The sequence below is a fragment of the Paraburkholderia agricolaris genome (assembly GCF_009455635.1).
GTDB lineage: Bacteria > Pseudomonadota > Gammaproteobacteria > Burkholderiales > Burkholderiaceae > Paraburkholderia > Paraburkholderia agricolaris.
In genome coordinates, this window is sequence record NZ_QPER01000001.1 from 1,799,823 (window position 1) to 1,824,581 (window position 24,759).

Genomic DNA, 24,759 nt, shown 5'->3' on the forward strand with positions numbered 1-24,759 from the left:
GCTTTTTGGTCCGCGCGGCCATCTGCGGCGATTGCTTCTCCAACAGGTTGTGCAAGACGCGAGGTCACGCTTCCAATGGGCGTCTCGCGTTCAAGCCCACTTGCACAGCCGTGAATTTCTTTCACACTTAGGGGCTTGTATGACTAACGCAGTTACCGTCGCAAAGGAAGAGGCGTATGTAGTTCCGTTTGAGCAGTTGCGGATGACCGATGTGGAGATTGTCGGCGGCAAGAATGCGTCGCTGGGCGAGATGATCAGTCAGCTCGCCGGCGCAGGTGTTCGCGTGCCGACTGGCTTCGCCACGACGGCACTGGCTTTCCGCGACTTCTTGCAGCACAACAATCTGACAGAACGCATCGCCAAACGCCTCGAAACGCTCGACGTCGACGACGTGAAGGCGCTCGCCGAGGCGGGTAAGGAAATCCGCCAATGGATTGTCGACGCGCCGATGCAACCGCGTCTGGAAGCGGATATTCGCGCGGGCTTCGACACCCTGCAAAACAGCTCGCCTGAAGAACTGTCGTTTGCCGTGCGTTCGTCGGCAACGGCGGAAGACTTGCCGGACGCATCGTTCGCGGGTCAGCAGGAAAGCTATCTCAACGTGGTCGGCATCGACGAGGTGCTCGATCGCATGAAGCACGTGTTCGCGTCGCTGTATAACGACCGTGCTATCTCCTATCGCGTTCACAAGGGCTTCACTCACGCTGAAGTCGCGTTGTCCGCAGGCGTGCAGCGCATGGTGCGTTCGGACGTCGGTGCGGCAGGCGTGATGTTCACGCTGGACACGGAATCCGGCTTCAAGGACGCCGTATTCATCACGTCGAGCTATGGCCTGGGCGAAACGGTCGTGCAGGGCGCCGTGAATCCGGACGAGTTCTACGTCTTCAAGACCACGCTCGCACAAGGCAAGTACCCGATCATCCGCCGCTCGATCGGCTCGAAGCTGATCAAGATGGAATTCACCAAGGCCGGCGAGCAAGGCCGCGTGAAGACCGTCGACGTCGCGCACGAGCAGCGCAACCGTTTCTCGATCACCGACGAAGACGTGATCGAACTCGCGAAATACGCCGTCATTATCGAAAAGCACTACGAGCGTCCGATGGACATCGAGTGGGGCAAAGACGGCCGCGACGGCAAGATATTCATCCTGCAGGCACGTCCGGAAACGGTGAAGAGTCAGGCTGCGGGCAAGGCCGAGCAACGCTTCAAGCTGAAGGGCCAGTCGAACGTGCTGGCTACCGGTCGCGCGATCGGCCAGAAGATCGGCGCGGGTCCGGTGCGTGTGATTCACGATCCGTCGGAAATGGACCGTGTGCAGCCGGGCGACGTGCTGGTGGCCGACATGACCGACCCGAACTGGGAGCCGGTGATGAAGCGCGCATCCGCCATCGTCACGAACCGTGGCGGCCGGACCTGCCATGCGGCGATTATCGCGCGTGAGCTGGGCGTGCCGGCCGTGGTCGGTTGCGGCGATGCGACCGACGTGCTGAAGGAAGGCTCGCTCGTGACCGTGTCGTGCGCTGAAGGCGACGAAGGCAAGATCTACGACGGTCTGCTCGAAACCGAAGTCACCGAAGTGCAGCGCGGCGAACTGCCGCCGATTCCGGTGAAGATCATGATGAACGTCGGCAATCCGCAACTGGCCTTCGACTTCTCGCAACTGCCGAACGCAGGCGTGGGTCTGGCACGGCTCGAATTCATCATCAACAACAACATCGGCGTTCACCCGAAGGCGATTCTCGAGTATCCGAACATCGATCAGGACCTGAAGAAGGCCGTGGAAAGCGTGGCGCGTGGCCATGCATCGCCGCGCGCGTTCTACGTCGACAAACTGACCGAAGGTATCGCAACGATCGCGGCGGCGTTCTATCCGAAGCCCGTGATCGTGCGTCTGTCGGACTTCAAGTCGAACGAGTACAAGAAGCTGATCGGCGGTTCGCGCTACGAGCCGGACGAAGAAAACCCGATGCTGGGCTTCCGTGGCGCATCGCGTTACATCGCCGACGACTTCGCCGAAGCGTTCCAGATGGAATGTATCGCGCTGAAGAAGGTGCGTGAGGAGATGGGCCTCGACAACGTCGAGATCATGGTGCCGTTCGTGCGTACGCTGAAGCAGGCGGAGCGCGTGGTCGGGCTGCTGGAGAAGTTCGGCCTGAAGCGCGGCGAGAAGGGCTTGCGCCTGATCATGATGTGCGAAGTGCCGTCGAACGCGATTCTCGCCGAAGAATTCCTGCAATTCTTCGACGGCTTCTCGATCGGTTCGAACGACCTGACGCAGCTCACGCTCGGCCTCGACCGCGACTCGGGCATGGAATTGCTGGCAGTCGATTTCGACGAACGCGACCCGGCGGTGAAGTTCATGCTCAAGCGCGCGATTGAAACCTGCTTGCGCCTGAACAAGTACGTCGGTATCTGCGGGCAGGGTCCTTCGGATCATCCGGACTTTGCACAGTGGCTGACCGATGAAGGCATCGCGTCGATCTCGCTGAACCCGGATTCGATCATCGAGACGTGGCAGCAACTGGCGAAATCGCTGAAGAAGTAATTGAGCACCGGGCGGAGGCCCGATAAGCAGCTTGCATAAAGGGCGGTGCGGTACGTCAAAAGCACGTAAAAGCGTGCTGCGCTGCCCGGTAATATGCACCCGCTTCGTGCTATAAACACCCCGGTAGATCCGGGGTGTTTTGCTTTGTGGAGATCAACATGGCGCCAGGTGGATTGTTCTGGTGGATCGGAGCAGGTGTGCTTGTCGTGCTGGAGTTGATCAGCGGCACGTTCTATTTGCTGATGATCGCGTTGGGTTGTGTGGCGGCCGCTATTGCCCATATAGCGGGTGCCGCCGCCGATCTACAGTTTGCGATTGCAGCCGTCGTGGCGCTGGCCGCGGTGCTGTTGCTGAGGCGCTCGCGCTTCGGGCGCAGAACGCGCAAGGAGGCGTCGAAGAACCCTGACGTCAATCTGGATATCGGCCAGACTCTGGCCGTGCCGGCGTGGCACGAGCACCGGGCGCGCGCCAATTACCGCGGCGCTGCCTGGGACGTCGAACTGGCCGCCGGCGAGCCCGAAGATGCGCAGCTTTATGAAATCGTCGAGATGCGCGGCAGTTGCCTTGTGGTCGTGGCCAGCCGGCAGGCGAAAACCGGGGTGACGGTGGACTGAGCGTGCACCCATGTGTGCACCAACGCGTGCACAAAACGACGTACAACTATTCGAACTACGGACCGGAGGTCAGTAATGGACTCAACCATCGTCGCGGCGGTGCTTCTGCTTATCGTGATCGTGCTGGCGGCACAGACACTCAAGATCGTGCCGCAGCAGCATGCGTGGGTGCTGGAGCGGCTTGGCCGCTATCACCGTACGCTGACGCCAGGCTTGAGCTTTGCGTTTCCGTTCGTCGACCGGATCGCGTACAAGCACATCCTCAAGGAAATTCCGCTCGAAGTGCCGAGCCAAGTGTGTATTACGCGCGACAACACGCAATTGCAGGTGGATGGCGTGCTGTATTTCCAGGTCACCGATCCCATGAAGGCGTCGTACGGTTCGAGCAACTTCGTGTTCGCGATTACGCAGTTGTCGCAGACCACGCTGCGTTCGGTGATCGGCAAGCTCGAGCTCGACAAGACGTTCGAAGAGCGTGATTTCATCAATCACAGCATCGTGTCGTCGCTCGATGAAGCCGCGTCGAACTGGGGCGTCAAGGTGCTGCGCTACGAGATCAAGGATCTGACGCCGCCGAAGGAAATTCTTCACGCAATGCAGGCGCAGATCACCGCTGAGCGCGAAAAGCGCGCGCTGATCGCAGCATCCGAAGGGCGTAAGCAGGAGCAGATCAATATCGCGTCCGGTGGCCGCGAGGCGGCGATCCAGAAATCCGAAGGCGAACGGCAGGCGGCGATCAATCAGGCGCAAGGGCAGGCGTCGGCGATTCTGGCGGTGGCCGAGGCTAACTCGCAGGCGATTCAGAAAATCGCTGCGGCAATCCAGTCGAACGGCGGGATGGAAGCCGTGAACCTGAAGGTGGCCGAGCAGTACGTGAACGCGTTCGGCAACCTGGCCAAGCAGGGCACCACGCTGATCGTGCCGGGCAACCTGGCGGATATGAGTTCGATGATCGCCTCGGCGCTGACGATCGTGAATAAAGGGAAGGGCGCTTCCGAAGTGCGCTGATTCAGCTTTTTCCGCTCAAAAAAATGGCCCGCTTATTTTGCGGGCCATTTTTTATTGAAGCACCACGATTACGTGGCTGAGCGCATCAGGCGCGCCTTCTCGCGTTCCCAGTCGCGCTTCTTTTCCGTTTCGCGCTTGTCGTGCTGCTTCTTGCCCTTGGCCAAGCCGATTTCGCATTTGACACGGCCGCCCTTGTAGTGGAAGTTCAGCGGCACGAGCGTGTAGCCGCGCTGCTCGACTTTGCCGATCAGTTTGCTGATTTCCTCGCTATGCAGCAGCAGCTTGCGCGTGCGCACCGGGTCCGGGTGGATGTGGGTCGAGGCTTCGGGCAGCGGGCTGATGTGCGTGCCGATCAGGAACAGTTCGTTGTTCTTGATCACCACATAGCCTTCCTTGATCTGGCCACGCCCGGCGCGCAGGGCTTTGACCTCCCATCCTTCGAGCACGAGCCCTGCTTCGTAGCGTTCTTCGACCGAATAGTCGTAGAAGGCTTTTCTGTTGTCTATGATGCTCATGAATGGAAAGTGCCCAACTCGTTTAAAATCACGATTTTAGCAAAGCGAGGCGAGGAAAGCCCGCGGCGCTTGCCCACCCTTGCCACGCGCTGTTCAATTTATGGCAGATGTCCAGAAAACCGTGTTGATCCGCCATTCGGCGGAACAGATGTTCGACCTCGTTACCGACGTCGCCGATTACCCCAACTTCCTGCCCTGGTGCGGGGGTGTCGAAATTCGCCGCCAGGACGAAACCGGCATGGAGGCGAAGATCGATATCAACTTCAAGGGCATCAAGCAGCATTTCGCCACCCGCAACAGCATGGAGCGGCCCACGCGCATCGATATGGAGTTCGCTGACGGCCCGTTTCGCAAATTCACCGGCTTCTGGCGTTTCACGCCGCTGCGGGCGGATGCCTGCAAGATCGAATTCGCGTTGCACTACGAATTCACCAACATCATTCTCGAGAAGATCATCGGGCCGGTGTTCAGCCACATTGCCAACACCTTCGTCGAATCGTTCGTGAAGCGCGCCGATCAGCGCTACGGTAAGGCATGAGCGCGCGCTTGTCGATTGAAGTCTGCTACGCGCTTGCCAATGAGCAGACGCTGATCGCCGTGGACTTGCCGGAAGGCGCCACGCTGCAGCAGGCGCTCGACGCAAGCGGCATCTTGCAGCGTTACCCGCAGATCGATCTGGGCACGCAGAAAGTAGGCGTGTTCGGCAAGCTCAAGCCGTTGGATACGGTGCTAGCCGACCATGATCGCGTCGAGATTTACCGGCCGCTGCTGGTGGATCCGAAGCTCTCGCGTCAACGGCGCGTCGAAAAGACGCGCAAGGCGGGTTCAATCGAAGGGCGCCGCTGGCAGAACAAGGATTCGCGTTAGCGGCCAATGCGCTAGTGCGCGGACGGCTGCGCCTTGTCCTCGATCGATACGGTGCCGGACGTGCCGTCGTCCGCATGCTGGCGCACCGACCAGCACACCCCCGCCACCAGCAGCAGGATCGCCGCGGTTTCCAGTGGGCGTGGCAGGCGCTGGTCGTAGATGAACGCGTAGAGCAGCGCGAATAGCGTTTCGAACACGATCATCTGGCCGGACAGGGTCAGCGGCAGCCGCTTCGACGCGGCGTTCCACAGCCCGTTGCCAAGCCACGACGCGCCGACCGCAAGGCCCAGATTCAGCATCCAGAAGGTATGCCAGCGCGCGTCGCCGAGCGGTGCCTGCAGGGCGCCAGACGGCATGACGGCGACTACCAGCCACAATGCCGCGCCGAGCGCGCCGGTCACCACACCCCATAGCACCGACCACTCGTTACCGCTGAAATGCGTCTGGCGCTGCAGGTAGCGGGCGTTTTCGACGGCAAACCACGTCCAGCAGGCGAGCGCGCCGACCGCGCAGGCGAGGCCGAGGAGTTTTGTCGCGATACTCACGGGCGCGCTGTCTGCGACCGTGAAGACGTCGATGTTGATGCAGGCGATGCCGGCCACCACCAGGCAAAGAGGCCATACGAGGCGGGCGAGCGGCACGGCGCCGTGATCGCGCCGGCCGAGCAGCGTCACCGTGACCGGCAGCACCCCGACGATCAGCGAGGCCGGCGCGATGCCGATCATATGGACCGCCGCGGTCAGCAGCAAGTAGTAGAGCAGGTTGCCGGCCAGCGCCAGTTTGACCAGCGCGCCGAGATCCTCCCGGGTCAGGCGTTTGACCAGCGAGCGTGCCATCGGCAGCGCGGCGGCCAGCGAAACGATGCCGTACATCGTGTAGCGGCCGGCGCTCAGCAGCAGCGGCGAAAAATCGGGCAGCACGCGCGGCACCAGAAACACCATGCCCCATAAGGCCCCGGCCATTACTCCATATGCCACACCGCGCTGCATTGACTGCCCCTGCAAGAAAACTGGAATGGTCGGCAGAATAGCCGTTTGGCGGGCCGGGCGTCTTGTTTGATTCTGCATTCCAGCGGTTTTATCCGGCGTTTTCAGCCGCCTTTTAACTTCCGGGCGGTGGCCCGGGGCGTGAGAGTCTGTCAAATTGCGCGCGTTTGAGCCGTGGGGAGTCTCCTTGCACCCGAACGCGCAAACGAAACCGGATCGAACTCGAGGCGAACGCGGAACCGAAATCGGAAGGGGTAAAGTCGTGAAAAAAATCCCCCGAAATTCGCTAAGCTGCTGTTAGTGCAGTGAAAACCGGGGAGGTATCGCGTATAATTCGCTTTTGCGCCTATAGGATTTGCCATGCGTCTGATCCAAACAGCACTCACGTTCGATGACGTGCTCCTCGTCCCGGCTTTCTCCGATGTTTTGCCGCGCGACACCAGCCTCAAGACCCGGCTGACCCGCAACATCTCCCTGAATATGCCGCTCGTGTCCGCCGCCATGGACACCGTCACCGAAGCCCGTCTCGCGATCGCGATGGCGCAAATGGGTGGCGTGGGCATCATCCACAAGAACCTCACCGCGGCTGAACAGGCGGCTGAAGTTGCCAAGGTCAAGCGCTTCGAATCGGGCGTCGTGCGCGATCCGATCACCGTGCCGCCGCAAATGAAGGTGCGCGACGTCATTGCGCTGTCACGCCAGCATGGCATTTCGGGCTTCCCGGTCGTCGAAGGCGCGCAACTGGTCGGCATCGTCACGAACCGCGACTTGCGTTTTGAAGAGCGTCTGGACGAGCCGGTGCGCAACATCATGACGCCGCGCGAGCGCCTCGTCACCGTCAAGGAAGGCACGCCGCTCGCCGAAGCCAAGGCGCTGATGCACAGCCATCGCCTTGAGCGCGTGCTGGTCATCAACGACGCATTCGAACTGCGCGGCCTGATGACCGTCAAGGACATCACCAAGCAAACCGAGCACCCGGACGCGTGTAAAGACGAGCACGGCAAGCTGCGCGCGGGCGCGGCGGTCGGCGTGGGCGAAGACAACGAAGAACGCGTTGAGCTGCTGGTGCAGGCCGGCGTCGACGTCATCGTGGTCGACACGGCGCATGGCCACAGCAAGGGCGTGCTCGAGCGCGTTCGCTGGGTCAAGCAGAACTTCCCGCACGTTGAAGTGATCGGCGGCAACATCGCCACGGCCGCGGCGGCCAAGGCGCTGGTCGAATACGGCGCAGACGGCGTGAAGGTCGGCATCGGCCCGGGCTCGATCTGCACGACGCGGATCGTTGCCGGTGTGGGTGTGCCGCAGGTCACGGCGATCTCGAACGTGTCGGAAGCGCTCAAGGGCACCGGCGTGCCGGTCATCGCCGACGGTGGCGTGCGATTCTCGGGCGACGTCAGCAAGGCGCTGGCCGCCGGCGCGAATTCCGTGATGATGGGCAGCATGTTCGCCGGCACCGAAGAAGCGCCGGGCGACGTGTTCCTGTTCCAGGGCCGTCAATACAAGTCGTACCGTGGCATGGGCTCGGTCGGCGCGATGAAGGACGGTGCTGCAGACCGCTATTTCCAGGACAATTCCGCGAACATCGACAAGCTGGTGCCGGAAGGTATCGAAGGCCGCGTCGCCTACAAGGGTTCGGTCAACGCAATCCTGTTCCAGCTGATCGGCGGCGTGCGCGCCAGCATGGGCTACTGCGGCTGCCGCACCATCGCGGAGATGAACGACAAGGCCGAGTTCGTGCAGATCACGGGTGCGGGCTTGCGCGAGTCGCACGTGCATGATGTGCAGATCACCAAGGAAGCGCCCAACTACCACGTGGACTAAACGCCAATGAAGCCATTGCTGCGCGCTGTACTCATCCTCGATGCGTTGTTGCTGCTTGCGTTCGGCGTGCTGTTTCTGCTGACGCCCTGGACTTCGTTGTACAACGCGCTGCAACTGGTGCAAACCCAGCCGGCTCTGGTCGGCCAGGGGTTTGGCGTGGCGCTGATCGGGCTCGCGTGGCTCGCTTTGCACGCGTCGATCGACGGCGCGCTCACGTCGACGGTCGCCAGGGTCGTCGGCCATGTGAACTGGCTGACCGGCGTGCTGATGCTGGTCTGGCTGCTCGGGCTGCATACGCCGGCGTTGACCGGCTTCGGGCAGATCATCGCCGTGCTGACCGGTGTCGTGCTGCTGGTGGTTGGCCTGGGCGGTGTGCGTCTGTCGGGCGCGGTGCGGCGGCGTGAAAAGTTGCGGCTGGTTGAAGCCGCTGCCGCCGAACGTGCAGAAAAGCAGGCCGCGAAAGATGCCGCCAAAGACGCTGCCAACAGGCGCGACACCGGTCGCGTGACGGCGGAGCCGGTCTATCGTGCCGAGCCGGTCGTAGAGCCCGTTATGCCGGTCACACGGCCTGTGAGTCCTGTTTCGGCTGTGCCGGTCTACCCGTCGGTCGACGAACCGGGCCTGACGGCCTCTGAACGCGCCGCACGGGCGGAGGCAGCCGCAGCGCGGGACGACGCGCGCAACGCCGCCGCCGATGCACCCGGTGCGCCCCGGCCGCCGTTTCATGGCTGACGCGCCAAGCGCCAGAACGCCTGTCGAAGCAACCGGATTCCGTTCGCGCGCGCCGCAGGCAGGTGCCTGCGATGTTGAACGGTCCAGCGCGCTTCATCGCTACGCTTCATGTTCGATGGTCCTTACGTGGACCGCTTTGAATTCAACGCCGCGCTTCTTGCGCGGTATCCCGTATCCGTTCACTTTTGACTCCGTCCGTTGCCATGCATGACAAGATCTTGATCCTCGACTTCGGTTCGCAAGTCACCCAACTGATTGCACGTCGCGTTCGCGAAGCCAACGTGTATTCGGAAATTCATCCGTACGACGTCGATGCGTCGTTCATTCGCGATTTCGCGCCGAAGGGCGTGATTCTCTCCGGCGGCCCGAGCTCGGTCACCGAATCGGATACGCCGCGCGTGCCGCAAGTGGTGTTCGAACTCGGCGTACCCGTGTTGGGCATTTGCTACGGCATGCAGGCGATGGCCGAGCAGCTCGGCGGCAAGGTCGATATCGGCCACCTGCGTGAGTTCGGCTATGCCGAAGTGCGCGCGCGCAACCATACGAGCCTGCTCGAAGGCATCAGCGACTTCACCACGCCGGAAGGTCACGGCATGCTGAAGGTGTGGATGAGCCACGGCGACAAGGTGCTGGAAATGCCGCAGGGTTTCAAGCTGATGGCGTCGACGGAATCGTGCCCGATCGCGGCGATGGCTGACGAAGCGCGCCATTTCTACGGTTTGCAATGGCATCCGGAAGTGACGCACACCGTGCAGGGCCGCGCGATGCTCGAACGCTTCGTGCTGCAGATTTGCGGCGCGAACCCTGACTGGGAAATGGGCCATTACATCGACGAAGCCGTCGCGAAGATTCGCGAGCAGGTGGGTAACGAGCACGTGATTCTGGGTTTGTCGGGCGGCGTGGATTCGTCGGTGGCGGCGGCGCTGTTGCATCGCGCGATTGGCGATCAGCTGACCTGCGTGTTCGTCGATCACGGCCTGCTGCGTTTGAACGAAGCCGAGCAGGTGATGGCAACGTTCGCTGAGAACCTTGGCGTCAAGGTGATTCACGTCGACGCGAGCGAAGTGTTCCTGTCGAAACTGGCCGGCGTGACCGATCCGGAAGCGAAGCGCAAGATCATCGGCGCGGAATTCGTCGAGGTGTTCCAGACCGAAGCCAACAAGCTGACGGACGCGAAGTGGCTCGCACAAGGCACGATCTATCCGGACGTGATCGAATCGGCCGGCAAGGGCAAGAAGGCCACGCAGACCATCAAGAGCCACCACAACGTGGGCGGCCTGCCTGAGACGCTGAATCTGAAGCTGCTCGAACCGCTGCGTGAACTGTTCAAGGACGAGGTGCGCGAACTCGGCGTGAAGCTCGGTTTGCCGCCGGCCATGGTGTATCGCCATCCGTTCCCAGGCCCGGGTCTGGGTGTGCGGATTCTCGGCGAAGTGCGCCGCGATTTCGCCGATCTGCTGCGTCGCGCGGACGCGATTTTCATCGAGACGCTGCGTACCTTTATCGACAAGGAAACCGGCAAGTCCTGGTATGACCTGACGAGCCAGGCGTTTGCGGTGTTCCTGCCGGTGAAGAGCGTCGGCGTGATGGGCGACGGCCGGACTTATGAGTATGTCGTGGCGCTGCGCGCTGTGCAGACGCTGGACTTCATGACCGCGCATTGGGCGCATCTGCCGCACGAGTTGCTGGGGCATGTGTCGAATCGCATCATTAATGAAGTTCGTGGGATTAACCGGGTGGTTTATGACATCTCGGGGAAACCGCCGGCGACGATTGAGTGGGAGTGAGGAAGTAAAGACTCCCAACCAGCTACTTACATTTCGCTCGGATATTGCCCGATATGCCGTGATTTGTAAGGCTTAATTCAAATGAGGCATTTGGCCATTTGAATTCCGCCATCGAAGTTTGTGCCACGAAAGGTTGGTTAAACGGGGGGGCGTCGTCCGCTTATCCGCCGGGGCTCGATACTGCACCGGCAATACGATTTTCGTGCGACGTTGTTTTTCAGCCTGGGACGCTATCTTGCGAGCGGATCTTGGGCATCTGGAGATCTCGTGGTTGGTGACGGTGCATGATCGCACTAACCACGGGAATTCGATAGGTTGTGCACGAAGCTTGCACTTCGAACTTCAAGCTCGAAACAACGCAGTACAAGGTTGTCGGCCGTGACGGAGTTTCAAGTCACGATATATCCCCGGCCCCATTCCCTTTCTTCATGATTATCGCAATCAACGGGCGGTGAGCGGAGATGGCGATCGCCCGCTACGGCTACAGGGTCCTTGTTAGCTTGGCGCGGAGAAGCAGCTGATTGCACGAGTGTGCCGTGCGGCTAGGTTTTCGACTGTGGAACGGACGCGGCATCGGCAGGCTGTGGGGAAACACTCTCGGCGAATCCGGCCGCTGGCTCGCTTGCGGGGGATGTTGGCCAGGAGCCGGGTCGCGGGCCTCACTCTCAGCGTTGTACGATTGATCGCGTCGGGACGTTCCATGACCTCGAGGCTTTGGCGCTTGTGGCGGGTGCGAGGAACATAGGTTCTACGCGGTCTATCTGAAGCAAAACAGGCCCGTGAGGCCCATTCGGCGGATCGTGAGCCGCTGACGGATTCGATGTCAGGTGTGTACCGCACTGCTAGGACGAGTACGGCCTTTTGAGGTCGCGCTGCCAGCGCGTTTCGCAACTGGCCGTGCTTTCTTTGCCACTACGGCCTTCGTCGCGGTTTTGGCTTTTGCGGCTGCCTTTGGCACTGCTTTGGTCTTTGCCAGCGTGAGGTGCAACCCCATCGCGACGATCACCTTCATGATCGTCGCGAACTCGGCATTTCCTTTGTTGGAGAGCGCGCGGTACAACGCTTCACGCGCGATACCCGACTCGCGTGCGAGTGCCGTCATACCACGTGCCTTGGCAACGTCACCAAGTGCTGCCTGAATCTCAACCGGATCCCCGCCTTCAAACGCTTGGGCGAGATACAGCCGGTAGTCGTTTTCATCTTTCAGGTACCTCGACGCGTCGAACTCCATCAACTCGCTGACTTTCATGTCAAAACTCCAAATCTTTCGCGATGACCTTGGCGCGCTTGATGTCTGCGGCCTGCGTGGACTTGTCGCCACCGCATAAGATGATCACCAGCACATCGCCACGCTGCTTGAAATAGACACGGTAGCCCTTGCCCACATCGATCTTCATTTCCGAGATGCCGTCGCCTACGGCACGCCAATGTCCAAGGTTGCCTAGCCGTGCCCGGCTGAGCCGACCGACGATCGCCATCGCCGCCTGGCGGTCCCGCACGCGCGATAACCAACTGTCAAATTCGGGCGTAATGATCAGCTTCGTCATGCTCGGATTGTAATCCATGGGTTACGGAATATCAAACGCTCGCGCTGACGGGTAAAACGCTGTTAATCGTTGGGCATGGGCCCATCGTCCGAACGAGGGTCGCATTGGACGGAGCCTGACGGTATCGATGACGGTATCGCGGCCAACAATCGTATTGACATGCCTCGTTATGGCGATTCTGTGGAAAAACGGCATCAATCGTCCGATGCAGTCGATTGAAAGCCGTTGGGTGCCGACAGGAATATCCGGTACCGCTGGCGGTATCGACGTCATATGAGCGGCGGAAACGCCGTCCACACAAGGCGCCAGCGTCGGATTGACGATTGAGTGGGAAGGCGTCGGAATTTATTAAATAAGATCAATGGCGTACGTACCAGATCCGATTGTCAACTGAGAACTTATCCGTCGCTAATTCATGGATTGACAAGGGATTTGTGATCCTTCCATCAAAAGCCAGGCAAATTCTACGGTACTGAATGTGGCATCAGATGCCGGTAAACGGACCGTATGGGCCCGCTGATGATTAAGGCTTCATGCTTTACCGTCAACCCGATTTCGGGCACGACGGTAAAGTTCAGCCAGGAAAGCCAGAGTTCGCCCGGGTTGGCAAGTGTCCGTAGGGCTGGTGGTTGGTGACAGTAAGTAAGCATCTGTCCCAACCATGAGAATGACGCGATGCACACCGAATGTGCGCTTCGCAACCTTAAGCCCCGTTCGGCGATGTACAAGATCGCCGAACGTGACGACATGTATGTCACGGTTTCCCGGTGGGCACGATCTCCTTTCGATAGAACTAGCGCATCAATGGGTGCCGAGAGACGCTGACGATTGGCCGCTATGGTCGGGATGGATCTCGCCTGCATTCGCGCGCGCGAAACTGCTGGATTACCTGCGTGCCGTCAGCGAAGGTAAATCCTCGGACGTAGAGAAGCCGCGGGTTATCACGGTCGGGCGTGAGCTCGCGTGTGAGGTCGGCTTGGGCAGCTTACGACGCAGCAGCCAGCACCGACAGCAAATCCGATAATTGGATTAGTCATCGATCACTGGAGCCGGATGGCGCCGGGACGACTTGACATCGTTACTGGAGAATCATTGTGAGCTAGTGGTAACAAAGAGGCAGTGCGATTTCTGTAAACCGCCACCTTAGCGATTAACCTGCTGCTGCAGATGGACCGGGTAGCGTTCGCCGTGGACCGGTATGCTGGATAGGGCGCTGCAGAGGTTGTGAAGATCATCGGGCGAAAGTTCAACCAGAGCGCCGTGAAGGTTTTCTTCCAGGCGATGCAGCTTGGTAGTGCCGGGGATCGGAACGATCCATGGCTTCTGTGCCAATAACCAGGCGAGGGCGATTTGAGCCGCAGTCCCACCTTTCTGTCGCGCGATCCGGGTAATTTGATCTACTAAGGGCCTGTTCACTTTACGTGCCTCCGCCGTAAAGCGAGGAATGGCGTTCCGGCGGTCGGCTATGTCAAAAGTTGTCGTTTCAGTGATCGCACCCGTCAGGTATCCTTTGCCAAGCGGGCTGAAGGGGACGAACCCAATGCCAAGTTCCTCCAGAGTCGGCAGAAGCTCGGTTTCGGGCTCACGCCACCATAGCGAATATTCGCTTTGCAGTGCAGTGACCGGCTGAACAGCATGCGCGCGGCGGATGGTGGAGACGCCAGCTTCGGACAAGCCGAAGTGCTTAACTTTACCTTCGCAGATGAGATCTTTGACCGTCCCGGCGACGTCTTCGATCGGAGTGTCTGGATCTACACGGTGTTGATAGAGCAGGTCAATGACGTCGGTCTTCAGCCGTCTGAGCGAACCCTCGACAGCTTCCCGAATGTGTTCCGGTCGGCTGGTCAGGCCGATCTCTTTGTCGTGCCCATCGAACTTGTAGCCAAATTTAGTGGCAATGACTGCTTTGGTGCGGAAGGGTGCCAAGGCCTCACCCAGTAGCTCCTCATTTCTGAACGGTCCATACACTTCGGCCGTGTCGAAGAAGGTGATACCGCGCTCGAAGGCCGCTCTGATCAGTTTGATTGCTTCCAGTTTGTTCAGGGCTGGACCGCGTCCATAGTTCAGACCCATGCAGCCCAGACCCAGGGCCGATACTTCGAGACTGCTGCTACCCAATTTGCGCTGTTGCATTTTCGTGGGCTCCTAGTTCAAGACAGCTTGAGGTGTCGTTCAGGATTCAGACGATACATAGGTCAGCGGATGTAGAAGCTTGTTGCATCGGACCTGGCGTGAATTCTGCGCTCGTCCCAAAGTGGGGGTTTCCTTCTCTAGACTCTTTGAGTAACAAACCTGTTGAAACACCCATCGCTAAGTGCGGTTTTGATCCAGCCACGTGACCAGTTTGGCAATGCCGTCCGCGATCGAAACCTGTGGCTCCCAGCCGAGTAGCTCTTTCGCCCGCGCGCGGCTAAAGCCCAGCTTTGTCTCTACGGGCAGCAGCAGCTTGCTGGGGGCGGCGTAGTAGTCGGCCTTGAGATCTGACTTGCAGGCCTTAAGGACCAGCTCGACTACTTGATTCTGAGAGGTATCCACGCCCGACACGATGTTCATACCGGCACCACTTGCCTCGCTAGACATTGCCATCAGGTTGGCTCGAGCAGCGTCGCCCGCATAGATGTAATCGGTCACCTGGGTCCCGTCTTCTTCGATGACAGGCCGTTTGCCAGACCGGATGCGCTCGTATGCCTGCACCATCTGCGTGACGGCAATAGCGCGCTTGTGCTGGCGCTCACCGTAGATCGCCGAGTAGCGAAGCGCGAGGAAGTCGACGCCGTACTCCTGCTGGTAGAGAAGGCCCAATCCCTCGCCCATGATTTTCGACGCGCAGTAAAGGATTAACGCTGGCGGCATGCCGGCCCAGCGCAATGGCGAGTCGTCGGTATTGGGCTCGTTGCCGACCGCCCCGTAGATACCGTTGGAAGAACTAAACACCACCTTCTTGACGCGCTGGTGACGGCTGGCTTCAAGAATGTTCTGCAGGCCACGGACGTTCACGTCGATGCCCAGCCATGGATTCGCGCGCATGGGTTCGGCCAGAAAACCGGCGACAGCGAACACGCCATCGCAATCGACCATTGCGTCGTAGAGTTCGTTGAGGCGTAGCACATCGCCGCGCACAAAGGAGCAGCGTTTATCCGCCAGCAGGAAGTCGATGTTTTCCGTCGAGCCGAGCGCCAGGTTATCAAGCAGGACCACCTCGCGCGCACCGCTGGCTAGCAACTGTTCACCGATGTGTGAACCAAGGAGGCTCGCGCCTCCTACCACGACAAACCTACCTTCTGAAATGCCTGGCATTTCTTCTCCTCGTCAGATCGAAAGCCACCGCCGCGCTCGTGGGCCGCAGTGCATCGCATCAGATCGAATTGGTCATGTAACGTTGATATAGACGCACTTCTCGTAGAGGAACGAGTCGATGTAACCGGGGCCGCCCTTGGTGCCATAGCCGCTGAGCTTGTAACCGGCCATGCCAACCCCGATGTCCATCCAGCCATAGCAGTTGACCCAAACGCTGCCGGCCTTGATGCCGTCGACCATGCGCAGTGCCGTGGACATATCGCGCGTCCAGACGGCGCCCCCCAGACCGTACTCGGTAGCATTCGCGAGGCGCAGGGCTTCATCCTCGGTGTCGAACGGCAGCACCGAGATCACGGGTCCGAAGATCTCCTCGCGCGCAATCCTCATGTTGGGCGTAACGTTCGAGAAAATGGTGGGCTGGATGAAGTAGCCTTCGGCGAGATCGCCGCCGAGGCGCTCGCCGCCGCTCGCCAGCGTGGCACCTTCGGGAGCCGCACCCTTCACATAGCCCATCACGCGCTCTAACTGCTGCTGTGAAATCAGCGGTCCCATTTGCACAGCCGGGTCAAGACCATTGCCGACGCGCAGGGTTTGGGTGAATGCCGTGAGGCGTGCGATAAATTCCTCATGAATGCCGCGCTGCACGAACAGACGCGTGCCGGCCGTGCAAATCTGGCCACTGTTGTTGAACACGGCCATTGCGGCACCGGGCACCGCCAGGTCCAGGTCGGCATCAGCAAATACGATGTCAGGAGATTTCCCACCCATCTCCACCTGCACACGCTTCATGTTGCTGGTAGACGCCTCGACGATTTGACGACCGGTCGCAACGGAACCTGTGAAGACGATACGATCCACATCATTGTGGCCGGCCAGCGCAGCACCTGCCACCGATCCGTACCCCGTGACGACATTGACCACGCCTTCGGGCATGCCGGCTTCATGCAGCAGGTTCACCATGTATAGAACCGACAAGGACGCGAGCTCGGCGGGCTTGAGCACCACCGTACAGCCTGTGGCAAGCGCACCACCTACGAGGAACCACTGGCCGACCAGCGGGTTGTTCCATGCGAGAATTCCACCTACCACGCCCAGGGGCGCCTTGACGATCATGCTCTTGACCGTGCCGGCCATATTGTTCTGCAGCAACTGCCCTGACGGGTTCATCGTTTGGGTCGCGAAATAGGCGAGCGCCTGCAGCGCAATCTTCTTCAGATTGCGGGTACGAGTGATGGGGGATCCCATGTCGAGCGTCTCAAGCAGGGCCATTTCCTCGAACCTCTTGTCCACGAGGTCGTGCACCCTCATGAGAAGCGCCTGGCGCTCGTACGGCGTCCACTTCGACCAGGGTCCTTCGAATGCAACGCGAGCTGCCTTGACCGCCCGGTCGACGTCTGTCGCGTCGCCCTGCGCTAATCGCGCTAGCACCTCGCCGGTGGCTGGATTCAACGTGCTGAAGGTCTTGCCCGAAGCTGCTTCAACAACACGACCGCCAATGACGTGGCCAAGCTTTGATTTCAGAAAAGAATGCACGTCCGCATCGATGTCTGCATGCGTATTCATATTTGCTAGCGTTTTTTCCGGTTGGCCGAACGACCCCGTCCGCCTTTTGGCAAAAGCAGACCCCGCATCGGTTCTCGTTCTACGTGAACCGATGCCGCCGGTCTAAAAGCATCTTCTAAGCCAGTCGGTCGCCACGCACGATCGGCGGTGCCAGTCGGTTATGGGTGACTTGTCATGTGCCGCTCATAAAGGCACGGTTGTCTGTAGTGCAGACATGTCGTTGACACGACGCTTTGGGTTGTCACCGTCGAGGATGAAATCGATTCAAAGGAGGAATTCTTCGTCGGAGGGAACGGTGCCGATCTCTATCGAGCCGTGAAGCCGCCGTCGACTGCTAACGCGTGACCTACGATAAAGCTGGCGGCGGGACTGCACAGCCAGACCACTGCGGAAGCAATCTCTTCCGCACGACCCAGGCGGCCGATCGGCTGCTCCTTGATCAGCTCTCGCATCGCTTCAGGCTCGCGCTCCAGCATGCCGGTGACCATTGGCGTTTCAATGACGCCCGGGCACACTGCGTTGATATTGATACCCCGGCTTGCATATTCGAGGGCGGCGCTCCTGGTGAGACCTAGTACGCCATGTTTGGACGCGCGGTAGATTGCACGGCCAGGCGTGCCCACAAGGCCGCCTATTGAAGAGCAATTGACGATGGCGCCGTTTCCCTGATCGCGCATCTGGCGCAATTCATACTTCATGCAATTCCAGACGCCGCGCAGGTTGACGGCCATCACACGATCAAACTCTTCGCTGCTCGCATCGGCAGTCTCTGCAAAGGGACTGTTGACTCCCGCATTGTTAAATGCCGCGTCGAGGCGGCCGAACCTCGCAACTGTCGACTCGATCAAAGCCTTGACCTGCATCTCCACCGCCACGTCGCATTGCATGGCGACGGCCGGGTAACCCGCTGCGATGAGTTGCCCGGCGGCCTCGTGCGCCGCGGCTTCGTTGATATCCGCCAACGTCACGGTGGCGCCCGACTCGGCGAACGCTTGTGCCGTGGCAAGGCCGATGCCGGAACCAGCACCGGTGACGAGCACGACTTTTCCATCAAACGATATGTTCATCTGAGTCACGCTATTGAGGATGGTAAGTCGGGATGGTAAACATTCGCCGTCTTGGGAATAAGTCCATGGAACGGCAAGACGCTATGAAATGAATTCATGAATGTGCCCCGCGCGCCCCACGCAAGCCTGCCGCACTGACTTAATTGATAACAGACGCCATACCGTCAAGACCGGTCGTCATTGATGAAGCTGGTTTATAGGTGTTTGCGGAATTAAGCGTCTAATCACCTGCGCGCGAGATGGCTAAATTAGCGATCAACGGGTAAGGACCCGCGCTATGCGCTCCTTCACCCGATGCGCGTGGCATGTAAAGGACGGAAATGCAAAATGAAATTCTTCAATGTAGCGGTAGTAGCGTTTTCTTTGGGGCTCAGCGCCTGTTCGCAAATGGTAAGGACGACCGATATGACAAAACTAGATTCTGTTACTCCGCTATCCACTCTTGAGGACATGCGTACAGTTTCGCCGGCGCTTGTGCACTATACGAATGGCACACTGCTTGGCGATCTTTGGAAGCGTCCCCAACTGTCGGCTCGGGATCGGAGCATCGTTACGCTATCGGTATTGATTGCGCGCAATCAGACCACCGAGATGCCGTACTACCTAAACCTGGCGCTGGATAGTGGAGTGACGCCAGGCGAGCTTTCCGAGATCATCACGCACCTGGCGTTCTATTCCGGCTGGGGCAATGCAGCGTCGGCAGTTGCGGTCACTAAATCGGTTTTTGATAAGCGCGGGATTACGCTATCCAACCTTCCAGCCGTTCCGAGCGAACCGCTTCCCATCGACGAGGCTGTGGAGGCTCAAAGGGCAACTGCCGTCGAGAAGAATTTCGGCTCTGTGGCGCCAGGTGTCGTGCACTACACGACGGAAGCACTCTTTCATGATCTCTGGCTGCGTCCGGGCTTGGCGCCTCGAGATCGAAGCCTTGTGACAGTCAGTGCGCTTGTCGCGACGGGGCAGTTCGCGCAATTGACGTATCACCTGAGCCGGGCAATGGACAACGGTCTCACGAAGGCACAGGCCTCTGAAGTCATGACGCAGTTAGCCTTCTATGCCGGTTGGCCAAACGTGTTCTCAGCGCTGCCGGTGGTGAAAGATGTGTTGGAAAAGCGGCCAGACTAGTTCACTGGACGTTTCAAGGAGAGAAGCAGATGAGCGCATGGAAGCAAGATGAATTGAGCCGGATAGCCGGGGCCGATGATTTGCACATTTCGCCATTTCGCGAGGATGGGAAGACTTACGGCACGCCGACCTGGATCTGGTCCGTCGTGGTCGACGGCGCGCTGTATGTACGTGGCTATAGCGGCAAAGCTTCCCGTTGGTATCAGGCTGCCGTGAAACAGAAAGCGGGGCGCATACTCGTCGCCGGTATGACGCGGGACGTCGTCTTCGAGCCCGTGGATGGCGCGATCAATGACCAGATCGACGACGCGTATCGGAGCAAGTATCGCAGCAGTTCATATCTCGACCCAATGATCGGCACGCGGGCCCGTGCCGCAACAATCAGCATTTCTCCGCATCCTGACGCTGACTGATCGTCCGGCGGTGCTACTCAGACCGCCAGACCAGACAGCGCGCAGGTCGTTGGCGTTACTCGGCGTACTGCCCGTCGCTGACCTTTTCCATCCACTGGACATTCTTTCCGTCGACTGCCTGCTGGATAGCTATGTGCGATACACCTGCAGCGGGGGAGGCGCCGTGCCAATGCTTCACTCCGGGCGGTATCCAGACTACGTCCCCGGCCTTCATCTCGCGTTTCTGACCGTTCCAGTCCTTCACCCAGCCCAGGCCGGACGTGATGACAAGGGTCTGCCCGAGAGGATGCGCATGCCACGCGGAGCGGGCACCCGGTTCAAAGGTGACCAGACCGCCTGATACGGTGGAAGAGGGCGTTGCCGGGAATAGCGGGTCGACGCGCACGGAGCCGGTGAAATTATCCGTCGGTCCTTTGATCGACGGCTGGGAGCCGGCTCGCGCGACGACAATCGTGGGCCCACCCACCTCATCCGCCTGAGCGGGAACTGAGGTGGAAATAAGTAGCGTGGTCGCAATGGCAATGGCAATTCTCATCTTGATCCTCTATGAAACGGTTCGGGTGCGAAGCCTTCTGTGCTCAGGCAAGCGGCTTCGCCGATCAAGACAGCGTCGTGACCGGCTGTCGAATACAAGCTAACATTTGCCTTGCAAACTTAACCCGTTCGCTCTCGTGCGACTAGTGGCCAGATTCCGCAAACGCCTATGAGGTCAGTTCATTAATGCCACGCGAAAATTTCAATGACCTGCTCGCCTTCGTCGCCGTTGCTCGCGAACGCAGTTTCACGCGCGCAGCTGCGCAGTTAGGTGTGTCCCAATCAGCATTGAGCCATACCATCCGCTCACTCGAAGGGAGACTTGGCCTGCGGCTGCTGACGCGAACCACGCGCAGCGTGTCCCCTACGGAGGCTGGCGAGCGCATCCTGCAGCGCGTTGCACCCCGTTTCGAGGAAATTGAAGCTGAATTGGCAGCGGTGACTGAGCTTCGCGACAAACCTGCCGGCACGATTCGGATCACGGCGACAGATCACACCACCAACACGATTCTCTGGCCCAAGTTGTCCAAGGTGCTTCGCAAGTATCCGGAGATCAAGGTGGAAATCGTGACGGACTATGGCCTCACGGACATCGTGGCGGACCGCTACGACATTGGCATTCGTCATGGAGATCAGGTGGCGAAAGACATGATCGCGGTTCGCATCGCCGCGGACATGAAGATGTCAATCGTTGGCTCACCTGCCTATCTGGAGAACAAACCGCAGCCGAAGACACCTCATGATCTGGTGGAACACAATTGCATCAATCTGCGTCTGCCGACACTTGGCGCGTTCTACGCCTGGGAGCTGAAGAAGGGCAGCCGTGAAGTTCAGGTCCGCGTGGAGGGCCAGCTCTCATTCAACGGCACCTATCACATGCTCGATGCCGCGTTGGCCGGCTATGGTCTTGCGTACCTGCCGTCGGAGCTCGCGCAACCTCACGTCGCCGCAGGGCGCCTTGTTCGCGTACTCGATGACTGGTGTCCTACGTTTCCTGGCTTGCACGCGTACTACGCGAGCCGTTCAGAGTCGTCGCGAGCAATGGCCGTGGTGATCGATTCGCTGCGCTATCGTCCAAAAACGAATTAAAGCCTGAGTCGCTTGCTGGCAATTGCGTGAGCATGCATTGGACCGTTGGGCTTACGGTTTTGCTGGCGCAAGTTCTCCTTGCAAACACCTGTCTCTGCCGACGACACATGTCCGCGGTAGCGACGCCATTTCGCGCGTCGCAGGCACGCGCCCGGTGTGCCTGGCCGCTCCGTGCGGGATTTTCATATGAATCCGCCGACTGGCATCGAACTTGCAAAATGGTGTGCGTGTCGCAGCCCGGGATCATGCGGGGCTGCGAATCTGCAACCCAATGGAGAGTGACCTATGTCTAATGCTTCGCCCGCTTCTGCTTCAGCCGCCGCTTCAGCGATTAGCGCGGGTCATCGCAAAGTGCTGGAGTGGCTGGAGTCGTCCGATTCGAAGCGGATGTTGATCGGAGGGAAGTGGGTAGATGCTGTCTCGGGCAAGACATTCGAGACAATCAATCCCTCTACCGAAGAGAGGCTCGCATACGTGGCGGAGGCTGACAGCGCGGACGTCGACGCTGCAGTGGCGGCAGCCCGGCGCGCGTTCGAATCGGCTTCGTGGTCCGGCATTTCGCCGCATGCGCGCACTCGCTATCTGCTAAAAATTGCCGATGCTGTGGAGAGCCATGCGGACGAGCTCGCCGTTCTCGAGACCCTTGATAACGGTATGCCGCTTTCTTTCAGCGCCGCGCGGGTAGCCCAGGTCGCTGAGATTTTCCGCTACTACGCCGGCTGGCCGACGAAGATTTACGGCACGACCAATCCGACCGACAGCGCGCGCTTCATCTACATGTTGCGTGAACCCATGGGTGTCTGTGGGCTGATCAACGCCTGGAACGTTCCACTGGTCATGGCGGCGATGAAAATCGCACCGGCCCTGGCGTGCGGCAATACCGCCGTGCTGAAGCCAGCGGAACAGACGCCGCTCACTACCTTGCGTCTTGCTGAACTGATCGAGGAAGTCGGGTTGCCGCCGGGCGTCCTGAACATTATTCCCGGTTTTGGCGCAACCGCTGGCGGCGCACTGGTCGCTCATCCCGGCGTCGACAAGGTGGCGTTCACCGGCTCGACGGCAATCGGCAAGCAAATCCTTCAGTCATCGGCGAGCAACATGAAGAAGGTGACGCTCGAACTCGGGGGCAAATCGCCGAACATCATTTTCCCCGACGCGGATCTCGACAAGGCGCTGGCAACCGCAGTGGCGACATTCTGCGGTAATTCCGGCCAGATCTGCTCGGCCGGCACGCGGCTCTTCGTCCAGGAGAGTCTCCACGACGAGGCGACAGAGCGCATCGCGCAGATCGCCGCCACCTATAAGGTCGGCTCGCCTTTCGATGCGGATACCAAACTCGGACCGCTCATTTCGGCCCGGCAAATGGAACGCGTGTTGTCTTACGTCGACGCGGGCAAAAGCGGCGGCGCGAGATTGAGTCTGGGCGGCGACAGGGTTGGCAATCGGGGCTATTTCGTCGAACCGACCGTCTTTAGTTCGGTGTCCAACGACATGAAGATCGCGCGAGAAGAGATATTCGGGCCGGTGCTGTCGATTATTCCTTTCAAAGACGAGGACGATGTGGTTTTCAAGGGCAATGACACAGAGTACGGCCTCGCCTCGGCAGTCTGGACAAGCGATATCGCTCGCGCGCATCGCGTCGCCCGGTCGCTCAAGGCCGGACGAGTCTGGATCAATACCTATGCGGAAGGCGATCCGGTAATGTCGATGGGGGGCTACAAGCAATCCGGGTTCGGACGCGAACTGGGATCGGAGTCCATCGATGCATACACGCAAACGAAGTCGGTCTATATGCGGCTGTGAACACGGCCGACTGAACGCGCGGCCATCAAATGATGGCCGCGCGTTCGGAGGAGTGGGCGCACGGTTGCCAGCAGGAAGTTTCAAATCGTTGCTGTTGATTGTTAATCGATAAGGATAACTATTTTATAGAAACTTGGTGACAGTCAAACCGCGCAGACGGGATTTAATCGGCCGTTCACTAATAACATCTGGAGACATCAAATTGAAGCGGATCTTTACGCGTTGGAGCAGGACAAAATCGGCTGCACTAGCGACGATGGTGGTCGCGTCGTGCCTTGGGAGCCTTCCGGCGGGCGCGCAGGAGTGTGAAGTCAAGCTTGGAGTGACAGGGCCGATGACCGGCGGGGGCGCAAGTTGGGGCTTGTCCGAGAAGGCCGCGACCGAGTTCGAGGTTGCGTGGACGAACGCCAACGGAGGGTTGCAGATCGGCAATCGCAAATGCAAAGTCTCCGTCATTAGTGTCGACTCGCAGTCGACCGCTGCTGGCGGCGCGGCGGCCGCTAACTATCTCGCGAGTCAGGGAGCGCACGCGGTTGTCGGTCCGGTCATCTCACCGGAAATCACAGGCTTCAAACCGGTGGCCAAGCGTAATGGCCTGGTGAACTTCACGCCGTCGTTTGCCGCCGACGTGATCAGTCCCGAGTTTCCCGGTACGTTTCACGAAGTGCAGTCGCCGCCCGTTTGGGCGCCGGCTGCTGTCAAGGCGGCAAAGGATCGTTTTGGACTAAAAACAGCAGTCGTCGTCGGTCCGAACGACCAGGGCGGTACGGATCCGGGCAAAGCGCTTGCCAAGGTTTATAACGACACAGGAGTCAAGACAACCACGGAGTGGTACCAGCGAGGGACGGCGAATTTCTCGCCAATTGTCGTCCGGCTCATGGGTATGAACGTCGATGCCGTGGAATTGGGCGGCATGCCTCCGGGTGAGGCAAGCATTCTTGTCAAGCAGATGCGGGAAGCTGGCTTTGCGGGAGCGTTTGGACGCCTGGGTGCCGGCGGAGATGTCGTCATCGCCAATTCCGGCGGCGAACAGAAACAGAAAGCCTTCTACTGGTTCGATCATATTCCTACCGAAGATCCCGGTATCAGAAAGATGAATGCCGACTATGAGCGGTTGATGAAGCGCCCGATTCCAGAGATGGCCCTTTGGTACAACGAACAGATCGCAGCGGAGATGTTGCTCAAGGCAATTTCACTCGCCGGCACCGACCAGGACGGCGAAAAAATCGCCGCGGCGTTGCGCAACATGGTGCCTGAATCGCGTTACGTGGGCAAAGCAGGCTGGCGCGGCAAGAAGCAGTACGGCATCAATCAGGAGCTTTCATTTCCGGTTGCTGTGAACTTCATCGTGGACGGCAAGCGGGCACCCCAGCAAAAAATCGATATTCCCACCGAGTCCGCCAAGTAGTGTGAATCACGAAAGAGCGCATTGCTGCGCGCAGTAAT

General features: G+C 59.6%; 21 protein-coding genes and 1 pseudogene. 13 read left to right on the forward strand and 9 right to left on the reverse strand.

The genetic code is table 11. The annotated features are described in order from the left end of the window. The first annotated feature begins 139 nt into the window (after positions 1-139). The 3 genes from ppsA to GH665_RS08175 all read left to right on the forward strand — a co-directional run bounded on the left by ppsA (position 140) and on the right by GH665_RS08175 (position 4,167). The gene (ppsA, locus tag GH665_RS08165) at positions 140-2,545 is read left to right on the forward strand and encodes a phosphoenolpyruvate synthase (protein WP_153135424.1); all 2,406 of its coding nucleotides are present in this window, start codon (positions 140-142) and stop codon (positions 2,543-2,545) included. 158 nt (positions 2,546-2,703) lie between these two features. Next, positions 2,704-3,159, forward strand: coding sequence for an NfeD family protein (locus GH665_RS08170; protein WP_153135425.1), 456 nt, complete (start codon positions 2,704-2,706; stop codon positions 3,157-3,159). 75 nt (positions 3,160-3,234) lie between these two features. Continuing rightward, positions 3,235-4,167 carry an SPFH domain-containing protein gene (locus tag GH665_RS08175; RefSeq protein ID WP_153135426.1) on the forward strand — a complete coding sequence of 311 codons (933 nt, stop codon included), beginning with the start codon at positions 3,235-3,237 and terminating at the stop codon, positions 4,165-4,167. Between the two features lie 68 nt (positions 4,168-4,235). Here GH665_RS08175 and smpB read toward each other — a convergent pair whose 3' ends face one another. Next, the gene (gene smpB / locus GH665_RS08180; RefSeq protein WP_153135427.1) at positions 4,236-4,682 is read right to left on the reverse strand and encodes an SsrA-binding protein SmpB; all 447 of its coding nucleotides are present in this window, start codon (positions 4,680-4,682) and stop codon (positions 4,236-4,238) included. Between the two features lie 100 nt (positions 4,683-4,782). Here smpB and GH665_RS08185 point away from each other — a divergent pair, with 100 nt between their 5' ends. Further along, positions 4,783-5,220, forward strand: coding sequence for a type II toxin-antitoxin system RatA family toxin (locus GH665_RS08185; RefSeq protein WP_028199353.1), 438 nt, complete (start codon positions 4,783-4,785; stop codon positions 5,218-5,220). Beyond that, complete coding sequence (locus tag GH665_RS08190; protein WP_030102975.1) at positions 5,217-5,549, forward strand: RnfH family protein; 333 nt, start codon at positions 5,217-5,219, stop codon at positions 5,547-5,549. Before GH665_RS08185 ends, GH665_RS08190 begins: the two co-directional genes overlap by 4 nt. Before the next feature lie 11 nt (positions 5,550-5,560). Here GH665_RS08190 and GH665_RS08195 read toward each other — a convergent pair whose 3' ends face one another. After that, positions 5,561-6,538 (reverse strand): DMT family transporter, encoded by a 978-nt coding sequence (locus GH665_RS08195; protein WP_153135428.1) that lies wholly within the window; start codon positions 6,536-6,538, stop codon positions 5,561-5,563. A gap of 357 nt (positions 6,539-6,895) precedes the next feature. Between GH665_RS08195 and guaB the strand changes: the two genes are divergently transcribed. The 3 genes from guaB (at position 6,896) to guaA (ending at position 10,875) form a co-directional block, all read left to right on the forward strand. Further along, complete coding sequence (gene guaB / locus GH665_RS08200; protein WP_153135429.1) at positions 6,896-8,356, forward strand: IMP dehydrogenase; 1,461 nt, start codon at positions 6,896-6,898, stop codon at positions 8,354-8,356. Positions 8,357-8,362: 6 nt separating this feature from the next. After that, the gene (locus tag GH665_RS08205; RefSeq protein WP_153135430.1) at positions 8,363-9,088 is read left to right on the forward strand and encodes a hypothetical protein; all 726 of its coding nucleotides are present in this window, start codon (positions 8,363-8,365) and stop codon (positions 9,086-9,088) included. A gap of 203 nt (positions 9,089-9,291) precedes the next feature. Further along, entirely contained in the window at positions 9,292-10,875 is a 1,584-nt protein-coding gene (guaA, locus tag GH665_RS08210; protein WP_153135431.1) for a glutamine-hydrolyzing GMP synthase, read from the forward strand. 969 nt (positions 10,876-11,844) lie between these two features. Here guaA and GH665_RS08215 read toward each other — a convergent pair. From GH665_RS08215 to GH665_RS08240, 6 genes and pseudogenes are all read right to left on the reverse strand, one after another. After that, positions 11,845-12,124 (reverse strand): annotated as a pseudogene (locus tag GH665_RS08215) (addiction module antidote protein); the annotation flags it as partial. Position 12,125: 1 nt separating this feature from the next. After that, a complete protein-coding gene (locus tag GH665_RS08220; protein ID WP_167530929.1) occupies positions 12,126-12,422 on the reverse strand; it encodes a type II toxin-antitoxin system RelE/ParE family toxin in 297 nt (98 codons plus the stop codon). Between the two features lie 1,143 nt (positions 12,423-13,565). Further along, positions 13,566-14,555 (reverse strand): aldo/keto reductase, encoded by a 990-nt coding sequence (locus GH665_RS08225; RefSeq protein ID WP_153135434.1) that lies wholly within the window; start codon positions 14,553-14,555, stop codon positions 13,566-13,568. A 177-nt stretch (positions 14,556-14,732) separates the two neighbouring features. Beyond that, positions 14,733-15,719, reverse strand: coding sequence for an NAD-dependent epimerase/dehydratase family protein (locus tag GH665_RS08230; protein WP_153135435.1), 987 nt, complete (start codon positions 15,717-15,719; stop codon positions 14,733-14,735). Between the two features lie 72 nt (positions 15,720-15,791). Next, positions 15,792-17,282, reverse strand: coding sequence for an aldehyde dehydrogenase family protein (locus GH665_RS08235; protein ID WP_153135436.1), 1,491 nt, complete (start codon positions 17,280-17,282; stop codon positions 15,792-15,794). A gap of 305 nt (positions 17,283-17,587) precedes the next feature. Then, entirely contained in the window at positions 17,588-18,349 is a 762-nt protein-coding gene (locus GH665_RS08240) for a glucose 1-dehydrogenase (protein ID WP_153135437.1), read from the reverse strand. A gap of 327 nt (positions 18,350-18,676) precedes the next feature. On the opposite strand from GH665_RS08240, the gene GH665_RS08245 reads away from it, so the two are divergent. Both GH665_RS08245 and GH665_RS08250 read left to right on the forward strand, forming a co-directional pair. Further along, a complete protein-coding gene (locus GH665_RS08245) occupies positions 18,677-19,474 on the forward strand; it encodes a carboxymuconolactone decarboxylase family protein (RefSeq protein WP_153135438.1) in 798 nt (265 codons plus the stop codon). Positions 19,475-19,503: 29 nt separating this feature from the next. After that, entirely contained in the window at positions 19,504-19,887 is a 384-nt protein-coding gene (locus GH665_RS08250) for a DUF2255 family protein (protein ID WP_153135439.1), read from the forward strand. 55 nt (positions 19,888-19,942) lie between these two features. Here GH665_RS08250 and GH665_RS08255 read toward each other — a convergent pair whose 3' ends face one another. Continuing rightward, positions 19,943-20,422 (reverse strand): (R)-mandelonitrile lyase, encoded by a 480-nt coding sequence (locus tag GH665_RS08255; protein WP_153135440.1) that lies wholly within the window; start codon positions 20,420-20,422, stop codon positions 19,943-19,945. 185 nt (positions 20,423-20,607) lie between these two features. Here GH665_RS08255 and GH665_RS08260 point away from each other — a divergent pair, with 185 nt between their 5' ends. The 3 genes from GH665_RS08260 to GH665_RS08270 all read left to right on the forward strand — a co-directional run bounded on the left by GH665_RS08260 (position 20,608) and on the right by GH665_RS08270 (position 24,721). After that, positions 20,608-21,510, forward strand: coding sequence for a LysR family transcriptional regulator (locus GH665_RS08260; RefSeq protein ID WP_153135441.1), 903 nt, complete (start codon positions 20,608-20,610; stop codon positions 21,508-21,510). A 285-nt stretch (positions 21,511-21,795) separates the two neighbouring features. After that, positions 21,796-23,313 (forward strand): aldehyde dehydrogenase family protein, encoded by a 1,518-nt coding sequence (locus GH665_RS08265; RefSeq protein WP_153135442.1) that lies wholly within the window; start codon positions 21,796-21,798, stop codon positions 23,311-23,313. Positions 23,314-23,515: 202 nt separating this feature from the next. Further along, positions 23,516-24,721: an ABC transporter substrate-binding protein gene (locus tag GH665_RS08270; RefSeq protein WP_153135443.1), complete on the forward strand. Its 1,206-nt coding sequence runs from the start codon at positions 23,516-23,518 to the stop codon at positions 24,719-24,721. The last annotated feature ends 38 nt before the right edge of the window (positions 24,722-24,759 follow it).